This window comes from Lacimicrobium alkaliphilum, assembly GCF_002591895.1.
GTDB classification, from domain to species: Bacteria; Pseudomonadota; Gammaproteobacteria; order Enterobacterales; family Alteromonadaceae; genus Lacimicrobium; species Lacimicrobium alkaliphilum.
On sequence record NZ_NISX01000015.1, the window covers coordinates 25081 to 36318 of the forward strand.

General features: G+C 50.9%; 8 protein-coding genes. 6 read left to right on the forward strand and 2 right to left on the reverse strand.

Annotated features, from left to right (window positions below; genetic code table 11):
• Nucleotides 1-108: 108 nt before the first annotated feature.
• Nucleotides 109-1260 (reverse strand): acetylornithine deacetylase, encoded by a 1152-nt coding sequence (gene argE, locus CDA54_RS14190; protein ID WP_373286102.1) that lies wholly within the window; start codon nt 1258-1260, stop codon nt 109-111.
• A gap of 311 nt (nt 1261-1571) precedes the next feature.
• Here argE and argC point away from each other — a divergent pair, with 311 nt between their 5' ends.
• Genes argC through argA form a run of 6 tightly spaced genes read left to right on the forward strand, consistent with a single transcriptional unit; the run spans nt 1572 to nt 8260 of the window.
• Nucleotides 1572-2606, forward strand: coding sequence for an N-acetyl-gamma-glutamyl-phosphate reductase (argC, locus tag CDA54_RS14195; protein ID WP_099035688.1), 1035 nt, complete (start codon nt 1572-1574; stop codon nt 2604-2606).
• Nucleotides 2594-3409 carry an acetylglutamate kinase gene (argB, locus tag CDA54_RS14200; RefSeq protein WP_099035689.1) on the forward strand — a complete coding sequence of 272 codons (816 nt, stop codon included), beginning with the start codon at nt 2594-2596 and terminating at the stop codon, nt 3407-3409. The genes argC and argB overlap by 13 nt, the downstream gene beginning before the upstream one ends.
• Complete coding sequence (locus tag CDA54_RS14205) at nt 3406-4317, forward strand: ornithine carbamoyltransferase (protein ID WP_099035690.1); 912 nt, start codon at nt 3406-3408, stop codon at nt 4315-4317. The genes argB and CDA54_RS14205 overlap by 4 nt, the downstream gene beginning before the upstream one ends.
• A 21-nt stretch (nt 4318-4338) precedes the next feature.
• Nucleotides 4339-5553, forward strand: coding sequence for an argininosuccinate synthase (locus tag CDA54_RS14210; protein WP_099035691.1), 1215 nt, complete (start codon nt 4339-4341; stop codon nt 5551-5553).
• A complete protein-coding gene (argH, locus tag CDA54_RS14215) occupies nt 5553-6941 on the forward strand; it encodes an argininosuccinate lyase (protein ID WP_099035692.1) in 1389 nt (462 codons plus the stop codon). The genes CDA54_RS14210 and argH overlap by 1 nt, the downstream gene beginning before the upstream one ends.
• 8 nt (nt 6942-6949) lie before the next feature.
• Entirely contained in the window at nt 6950-8260 is a 1311-nt protein-coding gene (argA, locus tag CDA54_RS14220; RefSeq protein WP_099035693.1) for an amino-acid N-acetyltransferase, read from the forward strand.
• Nucleotides 8261-8289: 29 nt separating this feature from the next.
• On the opposite strand, the gene CDA54_RS14225 is transcribed toward argA, so the two are convergent.
• On the reverse strand, nt 8290-10902 hold the full coding sequence (locus CDA54_RS14225; RefSeq protein ID WP_099035694.1) for a penicillin-binding protein 1A: 2613 nt from the start codon (nt 10900-10902) through the stop codon (nt 8290-8292).
• Between the last annotated feature and the right edge of the window lie 336 nt (nt 10903-11238).

Here is an 11238-nt window from a genome sequence, read left to right on the forward strand (position 1 = left end):
TACAAAGGAGTAAAAAGGGGTCGTAGTTAATTATCTACTTTGTAATCCAAACTTGCTGCTTCAGAGAATTAATTAACTACGACCCCTTTTTACTTTTTATGCTGTTTATTAATCTAAACACACTTTGGTAATCAGGTTTCTTAGCAGGTTAACCGTCGGTTGCACGTAGTCCAGTGAGATGTACTCATCAGGCTGGTGTGCCTGCTCTATGCTGCCAGGCCCCAGCACCAGCGTATCGCAGCCCAGTTCGCTGATAAAGGGCGCTTCAGTGCAGTAGTTGGCGCTGGTGGGGTCAAAGCCGGTAAACTCTTTAGCCAGTTCCAGTAGCGTTGTTTGCTGAAGACTGCCAAATGCCGGCACTGTATCATACATGGCCTGGCGCGTGATGCGATCGGGATACGCCTGTCTGAGCGGTTTTAGTACCTCGTCAATCCGGGCGATGGCGTCTTGGTCTGAAAGCTGTGGTACCGCACGTAAATCAAAGTTCAGATGGCAATGGCCGCAAATACGATTCTCGCCGTCGCCGCCATGAATGTGGCCAAGATTCATGGTGGTCTGGGGTACGGAAAAATCCTGATCACGGTATTGGCTGGCCAGTGTCTGTTTCAGTTTAAGTAACTCGCCAATGGCCTGGACCATAATTTCAATGGCATTAACACCCTTGTCCGGATCACTGGAATGTCCGGCCTGCCCTGTTACTGACAAGGTATGTGCCATATGCCCCTTGTGTTTGTAGATGGGTTTAAGTTCAGTCGGTTCACCGATAATGGCCATCTCAGGCTTAATCAGTTGCTGTTGGGCAAAAAAGCGTGCACCCGCCATGGACGTTTCTTCGTCGGCAGTGGCGAGAATATACAATGGCTTTTGCAGATTATTCAGTGGCAAAGCGCTGAGAGCTTCAAGGATAAAGGCAAAAAAACCTTTCATATCGCAGGTTCCCAAACCGTAAAGACGATTATCTTTTTGTTTGAGGGTAAAAGGGTCGCTTTGCCAGCGCCCTTCATCGAAAGGTACGGTGTCTGAGTGGCCAGCCAGCAATAATCCCCCTTCCCCTCCTCCAAGGCGGGCAAGCATGTTGAATTTATCCCGGGTACCAGGCACTGCCTGAATACTTATGTTAAATCCAAGATCCCCCAGCCAGTTACTCAGTAATTCAATTATCTGACGGTTAGTCTGATCAATACCCGGATCAAAGGCGCTGATGCTGGGCGCACCGATTATCCTGGTATAGGTCTCAATAAACGCAGGTACTCTCATCATTAACTTTCAACTCTGGCAAGTGGATTTAGACTGTCGTACAGGATAACTGAAATTCACGACAGGGCAGAGAATAAAAATATATTTATGCATTATTATTGCATAAATATATTTTTACTGGCACTATAGCCTTCATGCAAACAGTAGATGAATTTATCAGGCCAATGCAACCGAAATTAACCAGTCCCTGCTTCTCCCAGCTCAGACGACGATTTTAGTCTGATTTAACAAGCAGCTTTTTTCGGCTCCTTTCAGGAGCCGTCTTTTTTAATCCTCTATCCTTTATAAAACTCTTAATACGTTGCATTAATATTATGATGAAAACCGCTATTGTTGGCGCCAGTGGTTATACCGGTGCAGAACTGGCCAGATTACTGGCCCGCCATCCTGATTTTGAACTCTGTGATCTTTTTGTGTCCTCACACAGCCAGGATGCGGGTAGAAAGCTGAGTGAATTATACGGTCGGTTACAGGGAGAGGTGGACTTACCGCTACAGCCGCTTAACGACAATACGCTCAAAGCATTGTCCGGGCAGTACGATGCGATTTTTCTGGCCACTCCTCATCAGGCCAGCCATGACTGGATGCCTGAATTAAGCGGTGGCCGCGCTGTGATTTTCGATCTTTCCGGGGCTTTCCGGATCAAGGATAAGCAGGTATTCAGTGAATATTATGGCTTTGACCATCAACACGGTGAATTACTCGATCAGGCCGTTTATGGTCTCGCTGACTGGCACCAACAAGGGATTTCCAAAGCCGCGCTTATTGCGGTGCCAGGATGTTACCCCACTGCGTCATTGACGGCCCTTAAACCCCTGCAGGAATCAGGACTGCTGGATGCCGGGCAGTGGCCGGTAATCAACGCCATATCCGGCGTCAGTGGCGCAGGTCGTAAGGCATCGTTGAACAGTAGTTTTTGCGAAGTCAGTTTGCAACCCTATGGTGTACTGGGCCACAGGCATCAGCCGGAGATCAGTGCTGAGTTGGGCGCCCCGGTAATATTTACCCCTCACCTGGGCAATTTTAAACGGGGAATTCTTGCCACTATTACGGTGAAAGTAGCTCCTGGCATCGATCCTGAGCAAATCGATCAGGCTTATCTGCGGGCTTATGCCGATAACCCTCTGGTCAGATTGAGGCAGACCTGGCCTAAAATTGATGAAGTTGCTGGTAGTTGTTACTGCGATGTGTTCTGGAAGCTGGACCCTGCCTCAGGGCATCTGGTGGTGGTCAGCGCTATTGATAATCTGCTTAAGGGGGCGGCGGCGCAGGCGTTGCAATGTGCCAATCTGCGTTTTGATTTTCAGCCGCAAACGGCATTAACAGAGGAGTCAGTATGCAACCATTAGTGATTAAAGTGGGCGGGGCCTTTATTGGTGATAAGGACGCAGCCCGGGGGTTGTTCGCGGTGATAGCACAGCTGATAAAGACCAGGCCAGTGATATTGGTACATGGCGGCGGCCCTATCGTGGAACAGTGGATGCAGGCGTTAAATCTCAAATCCACCAAAATAGACGGATTAAGAGTCACCACTGATGTTCATATGCCTTATGTAGTAGGCGCGCTGGCCGGTACCGCAAATACGCAACTGGTGGCACAGGCCAGAGCCTGCGGTCTTGAACCGGTGGGTCTTTCACTGGCGGATGCACATCTGGTGCATTGCACCCAAATGCAGGCGAAGTACGGTGCAGTGGGAAACGTTGAGCCAGCGGATGCGAAGCTTCTCAATACGTTATTGGCGCAAGGCTTTTTACCAATAATCAGCTCCATCAGTTGTAGCGACGGGGGCCAGCTGCTGAATATTAACGCCGATCAGGCGGCTACAGCAGTTGCACAGTTGTTGAAAGCTGAACTCGTGATGCTGTCGGATGTGGTTGGGGTGCTGGACAAACAGCAGAGTCTGCTGGCACAGCTGAGTCCCCGGCAAATCGAATTGCTGGCAGAGCAGAAGGTAATTCGGGACGGTATGCTGGTTAAGGTAAAGGCGGCCCTTAATGCGGCAAACAGCATCGGACTGCCGGTGACGATCGCCAGCTGGAAGAACCCGCAGAGCCTGTTGCAGATGCTGGCTGGTAACTCTGCCGGAACCCGTATTTATCCGGCCGACGTTCAAATCGCTGACGAAACAAAATTGGATCAGGAGCACCCATGAAACAGGATTTACTCACCTTTGCAGATTGGTCGTCGCAGGAGTTAGAGGCGTTGCTGGAGCTGGCACTTAAGGTAAAAGCCTCACCAGCAGACTATCAACAGACGCTCAGTGGTAAGAGTCTGGTAGCGCTATTTGAAAAACCTTCTCTGCGCACCCGGGTCAGCTTTGATATAGGTATCAACAAGCTCGGTGGGCACATGGTCTATCTGGATAGCCAGGCAGGTAAGCTTTCCGGGCGTGAAGATACACTGGATATGGGCGCTAATCTGGCCTGCTGGGCCGACGCCATCATTGCCCGGGTATACAGTCATAAAACCCTTGAGGATCTGGCCAGCGCGGCAAAAGTGCCTGTAGTTAACGCATTGTGTGATTTGTATCACCCCTGTCAGGCGCTGGCCGATTATGTCAGTCTGCACGAGCACTTTGGCAGTGTTGCCGGATTGCCGCTCAGTTATATTGGTGACGGTAATAATGTCAGCCATTCATTAATGCTGGTGGGCGCTATACTCGGCGCCGATGTTCGCATCATTACACCACCCGGCTATGAGCCGGATGCAGCAATGGTGGAGAAGGCCCGCGAGCGGGCGGCACAAAGTGGTGGCAGTATCACCATCAGCAATGATCTGGCCGCAGCCGCTGGCTGCAAGGCCTTATACACAGATACCTGGTTGTCGATGGGGGATACTACGCCGCTGGAACAAATTAAAGCGGTATTTATGCCTTATCAGCTGAACATGTCGCTGCTTCGCCAGACAGGCGCCAGTGTTGTGATGCATTGTCAGCCGGCACACCGGGATCTTGAAATTACCAGTGAACTGGTAGATAGCGATTACTCACTTCTATTCTTGCAGGCAGAAAACAGAATGCATGCACAGAATGCCATTTTAATTAGCCTGCTGGGCCAGTAGCCTCGCAGCCAAGGAGACACCATGACTGATCAAACTGTTAAAAAAGTCGTTCTGGCCTATTCGGGTGGATTGGATACCTCAGCCATTATCCCCTGGCTGAAAGAAAACTATGACTGCGAAGTGGTCGCCTTTGCTGCTGATGTCGGGCAGGGTGACGAAGAGCTTGACGGGCTGGAGCAAAAAGCACTGGCGTCAGGTGCCAGCGAATGCCATATCGTTGATTTGAAAGAGGCTTTTGTCAGTGAGTATATTTATCCTACGGTGATGACCGGAGCGGTATACGAGGGGCAGTATCTGCTCGGTACGTCCATGGCGCGGCCAATCATCGCTAAGGCTCAGGTAGAAGTGGCCCGTAAAGTCGGGGCCGATGCCCTCTGCCACGGTTGTACCGGCAAAGGCAATGATCAGGTGCGCTTCGAGGGGGCTTTTTCCGCTCTGGCGCCGGATTTACGCGTGATTGCACCATGGAGAGAGTGGGATATGGTATCCCGCGAAGATCTGCTCGCCTATCTGGCTGAGCGTAATATTGCTACTACCGCCTCTGCGACTAAAATCTACAGTCGCGATGCCAATGCCTGGCATATTTCTCACGAGGGTGGCGAGCTGGAAGATCCATGGTGTGAGCCTACGGAGCAGGTCTGGACGATGACTGTTTCGCCTGAGCAGGCACCGGATAAACCAGAGCGTATCCAGCTGGGTTTTGAAAAGGGCCGGTTAGTGAGTGTTAATGGTGATGCACTGAGTCCCTATCAGGTGCTGGTAAAACTCAATCAGCTTGCTGCGGCTCATGGTGTTGGACGACTGGATATCGTCGAAAACCGGCTGGTAGGAATGAAATCCCGTGGATGTTATGAGACTCCGGGGGGCTACGTGATGATGGCAGCTTACAAAGCTCTCGAGCATCTTGTACTAAGTAAAGACTCACTTAAGTTCAGGGAGCAGATAGCATTGGAGTTTTCTCATCTGGTGTATGACGGGCGCTGGTTTACCCCACTTAAAGACGCAATCATTGATGCGGCGAAGTCCTTTGCCCAAGACATTACCGGTGAAGTGGTGATTAAATTGTATAAGGGACAAGCGACTGTAGTGCAGCGGCGCTCACCTAATTCACTGTATTCTGAAGATTTCGCCACCTTTGGTGCCGATGATGTTTATGACCAGCGTCACGCGGAAGGTTTTATCCGTCTCTACAGTCTGTCGAGCAGGATAAAGACCCTGAAAGAGGGGAGCCGCTAATGGCGTTATGGGGAGGACGTTTTCAGGGTGGCAGCAGTGCCATGTTCCGGCAGGTTAATGATTCTCTGCCTTTTGATAATGTACTGGCAGTTCAGGACCTTCAGGGCTCCATTGCCTGGTCACGGGCCATTGCCCGTGCAGGAGTGATTAGTGCCGCAGAGCAGTCTCAACTGGAACAGACACTCAATGAACTGATTGCTCTGGCCAATGAGGGCAAGCTCGATTTTGCCGCCAGCACTGAGGAGGACATTCACAGCTTTGTGGAGGCGGCGCTGATAGAGCGTCTGGGCGATCTGGGCCGCAAACTGCACACGGGGCGCAGCCGTAACGATCAGGTGGCAACCGATTTACGCCTTTGGGTGCGGGAGCACTGTGAGCATCTAAATCAGGACTTAACCAGGGTGATTGCCAGCCTGGTCAGCTCGGCTGAGACCAACCAGCAGGTGATTATGCCCGGCTACACCCATTTGCAACGCGCGCAGCCGGTACGCTACGCTCATTGGGCGCTGGCCTATGTGGAAATGCTCAAGCGGGATCTGGGTCGTTTGAGCGACCTGACTAAGCGTATGAACCAATGCCCGTTGGGTTGCGGCGCATTGGCGGGTACGACGTATGATATCGACAGACAGGAAATTGCGACGGAGCTTGGTTTTGACAGCCCCTGTTTAAACAGCCTGGACGCCGTGTCTGATCGTGACTATGTTCTCGAACTGCTGTTTTGCGCGAGTACCAGCATGATGCATCTGTCGAGAATGGCGGAAGACTTAATTTTCTTTAACTCCGGCGAGGCCGGGTTTATTCGCCTGGGAGATCAGGTAACGTCTGGTTCATCCCTGATGCCGCAAAAGAAAAACCCTGATGCGCTGGAGCTGTTACGCGGAAAATGTGGCCGCGTATTTGGCCACTTGCAGGCGCTGTTGGTGACCATGAAGGGACTGCCCCTGGCATACAACAAAGATATGCAGGAAGACAAGGAAGGGGTGTTTGATGCGGTTAATCAGTGGCATTGCTGTTTGTTAATCAGTGTGGAAGTCATCGATAGTATCAAACTGGATGCAGAACGTTGTGCCAGGGCGGCACGGGAGGGCTATGCCAATGCCACCGAGCTGGCCGATTATCTGGTGGGTAAAGGTACGCCGTTCAGAAGTGCCCATGATATTGCCGGCCAGGTAGTGTTAACGGCCCTGGATCAGGGCAAGGCCATAGAACAGCTGCCGCTTGAGACGCTTAAAGGTTACAGTGAGCTGATTGAAGAAGATGTGTATCCAGTGTTGCAACTGGAATACCTGGTGGATAAGCGCCATATCCTGGGTGGAACCGGTGCCAAACCTGTAAACAAAGCTCTGGACGCAGCCAAAAGCTGGTTAAGCCAGCACGCTCAGGAGTAACAGAGGCTATGCTTTCATCCTGTGACAGCATTCGGATATTTCGTCATTCTGCGCCTTATATTAACGCGCATCGGGGTAAAACCTTTGTACTCATGTTCGGCGGTGAGGCTCTGGAACATGCCAATTTCGCCAATATTATCCATGATATTGCTTTGCTGAACAGTCTTGGTGTGCGGCTGGTGCTGGTGCATGGTGCCAGACCGCAAATCGATCAGCGGGTTGCATTAAGAGGTAAGCCGCTGCGCTTTTCTCAGGGGATTCGAATTACCGATAAAGAAACCATTGAATCGGTAAAAGACGCTGCGGGTTCGGTGCGCGCTCAGGTAGAAGCGCTGTTGACGATGGGGTTAGCGAATTCGCCCATGCATGGTAGTCAGATTCGGGTTTGTTCCGGCAATTTGGTGGTGGCCATGCCGATGGGGGTGCGCGATGGAGTGGATTTTGAACTGACCGGACTGGTAAGGCGGGTGGATGTGGATGGCATCAATGATCATCTTAACGATGGTTCTATTGTGCTGTTAGGACCTGTTGGTTATTCATCCACCGGAGAAGTGTTTAATCTGGCTCATGAGCAGGTGGCCACGCAGGCTGCTATTGCTCTTAAGGCTGATAAGCTGGTGATCTTCAGTGAATCCGATGGCTTAATGAATGCCGACGGAGGCCTTATTCGCAACCTGGACCGGCATCTTCTACAAGGTTTGCTCACCAACAGCGCTGATGATCATCAAGGCCATAGCTTGCTCAGTGCAGTGGCTGAAAGCCTGGATGCGGGCATTAGCCGTTGTCATTATATCAGCTACCATCAGGACGGCGCATTGTTACAGGAGCTGTTCACTCGCGACGGCGCGGGCACTCTGATTTCCCAGACCTATTATGAACAATTGCGCCAGGCCAGTATTGAAGATGTGGGCGGCATCCTTAAGCTGATAAAGCCGCTGGAAGAAAAAGGCATATTGGTCAAACGTTCCCGTGAATTATTAGAAAGTGAAATTGAGCAGTTCACTGTAATTGAGCGGGATGGCACTATTATCGCCTGTGCGGCTCTTTATCCTTATCCTGATCAGGATATGGGCGAGCTGGCTTGTGTGGCTACCCATCCGGACTATCGTGGCTCCAATCGCGGGGAGCGTCTGATGCAGGCTGTGATAGAACAAGGACGTCGTGCGGGTTTGCGCGCCATTTTTGTCCTCACTACGGTGACGGGGCATTGGTTTCGCGAGCAGGGGTTTATCCCTGCAGATGTTGAGGCCCTGCCAGATGGCAAAAAGCAGCTGTATAATTTTCAGCGTAACTCCAGGGTTCTGATACTGACCCTTTGATCGTGCCCGGCTTGCGATTGCCGGGTTATTTAAAAAATATCCTCATTCTGAATCACTGGCTGACCCTGATCAAAGGGATCAACAAATTCACTGTCATCCACATACTGGGTAGGTTCGGTACCGCGGATAAAATACTCAAACTTTGAGGTGTGATCCGTACGTTGTGTCAGTTTGCCTGTGGTACGGTCGATTCTGACTGTAACAATATCTTCGGGCACCGTGGGGTATTGCTCCGGCACACCTTCAAGGGCCTGCCGCATAAAGCGAATCCAGGCTGGTTGCGCCACTCTGGCACCATCTTCTGCACCCACCATGGCATTTCCCATCCAATTAAACTGTTGTGGGTTTTTGTTGATCAGATATTGGTTACGGCTGGTACGGCCCAGTGATCGGTTCATATCATCAAACCCTACCCAGGTGGTCGTCACCAGGTTACCCCCCATGCCACTGAACCAGGTGTCTTTAGCGTCATTGGTGGTACCGGTTTTACCGGCCAGGTCGTCCCGTGACATCAGATTATTGGCCCGCCAGCCCGTGCCCTGCCAATAGGTATTCTTGGACCAGCTACCGCCGCTATATATTGCGGTACGCATCATTTCCCGGGTCAGAAAGGCATTCTGCCTGGAGATCACCTGTGGTGCATAGAGTGGGGGTAATGAAAATTTCCGGCCATCGCTGATTGCCAACAGATCCAGTTCGTTATTTTCCTGTTGAGATGCAAATGCAGGGGCCGCCACCGCTGGGTTCGCCTGCCACAGTGTTTCCCCCATTTCATTGTCTACACGCTCGATAAAATAGGGTTCTACGGCATAGCCACCATTACCGATAATGGTTATTCCACGGGCGACTTCAAGTGGTGTCAGCGATGCCGACCCCAATGCCAGAGACTCGTCTCTGGGTAATTCATGGGGATTGAAACCAAAATTTGCTAAATGGGCGACAATATCGTCCAGCCCGACGCTGCGCAGCAGCCGGACCGACACCACGTTCTTGGAGCGTCCAAGAGCCACCCGCATACGAATCGGGCCATCATAAATCTCCGGGGAATTCTTAGGTCGCCAGGCTATGCCAGAGCTACGATCCCACTGATTAATAGGGGCATCGTTAATGATCGTTGCCAGGCTGTAACCCTTATTAATTGCCGCTGAGTAAATAAAAGGCTTAATGTTTGAGCCTACCTGACGCTTGGCTTGTGTGGCCCGGTTAAACTGGCTTTGATAAAAACTGTAGCCGCCGACTATGGCCCTGACTGCACCATTTTGCGGATCCAGTGACACCAGAGCACCACTGGCATCAGGAAACTGAGATAACTGCCATTGTTCTGATTCTGTATTGAAGCGGATCATGATATGGGCGCCCGGACTGACAATGTCTTTCGCTTCTTGCGGTTCGCTGCCCTGCTTGCTATCTGTAATGAAAGGGCGGGCCCACGCCAGTCCGTCCCAGTTGATATCAATATAGCCCTGGTCAAGGGCGAAAACGCTGATTTGCTTGTCTTTTACTTCAGTCACTATGGCGGGAAGTAAAGGTGCAAAGCTCTGCTGCTCAGCCAGAAAATCTTTCATCTGTTGTTCAGTCCAGCCGTATTGCTCATCCTCCGGCCGGGGTACTTCAACAAGGCTCTGATCGTTTTTCTCGTCGTCTTTCTGTATCGCGGGTGGCGCTTCCCATAACTGCGCCAGAGGGCCTCGATAACCGTGTCGTTCGTCGTAATCATGCAGATTCCTTTTGACCGCTTGCTGGGCAGCCGTTTGCAGAGTCGACGGCACAGTGGCGTAAACCTGGTAACCAGCGGTTTCAGCTTCTTCCTTGCCGTAACGATTGATCATTTCCATATAAATCATGTCGGCAAGGTAAGGGGCATGTAATTGTATTTCCGCGCCATGTTTCTCCCCTGTAAAGTCAGCCTCTGCAGCCTGAAGAAACTCATCTCTGTTGATATAGCCTTCATCCAACATCCGCGCTAACACAACCCGGCGTCTTTCTTTTGACGCCTGTGGATTACTAATGGGATTCAGGTTAGAAGGGGCCTTGGGGAGTCCCGCGATAGTGGCCATTTCAGCAAGATTTAACTCTGTGGCCGTCTTGCCAAAATAAACCTGCGCCGCCGCACCGACGCCAAAGGCTCTGTGGCCAAGCTCAATTTTATTCAGATACAGTTCGAGGATCTCATCTTTGCTGAGTAACTGCTCAATATGCAACGCAATAAAGGTTTCTTTTATTTTGCGCATCCAGGCTTTTTCCCGGGTCAGGAAGAAATTCCGGGCTAACTGCATGGTAATAGTACTGGCACCCTGTCCCTTCTCTCCTGTCAGCACCAGATTCATAAATGCGCGGGCAACGCCGATAATATCAACACCGGGGTGGTCATAGAAACGACTGTCTTCCGTTGCAAGAAATGCCTGGAGCATCGGTTCAGGTATGTTTTTTAATTCCAAAGGTATGCGTCGCTTGACCCCAAACTGGGAAATCAGCAAGCCATCACGGGAGTAAACTTTCATTGGTGTTTGCAGGCGTACATCTTTTAACATAGCTACACTTGGTAGCTCGGGACGGATATAAAAATACAGAGCCGCCAGAGCGATGACGCTCAGGAATGAACAAATAATAAAAGTCAGAGCTAAAGGTTTGACGTACTTCACAAAAACCTATTTTATCAGAGCAATTTCAGGGAAATGGCTTATATTGATACCAATTACATTAGGTAAATGCTCACTCAGCGAGAGCTAAAATGTCCGCTGGCAAGGCATGGTCCTGAAGGTCTAGTGGTTCTAAATCAAAGGACCATAACACAGCCAGAGGGCATTTTAGCCTCGCCCGAAGGGAGCAACCAGAAGGGCTTATCTCTGTGTTGCCGCTTCTTGACATAGAACCACTATGCCTTCAAAGCGGCGCCTTGACCTAAGCCCTTCTGGCTTGCTCTGAGCTGAACAGTTACCTAATGTAGTTGGTATTATACCTATGTACCATTACGGGAA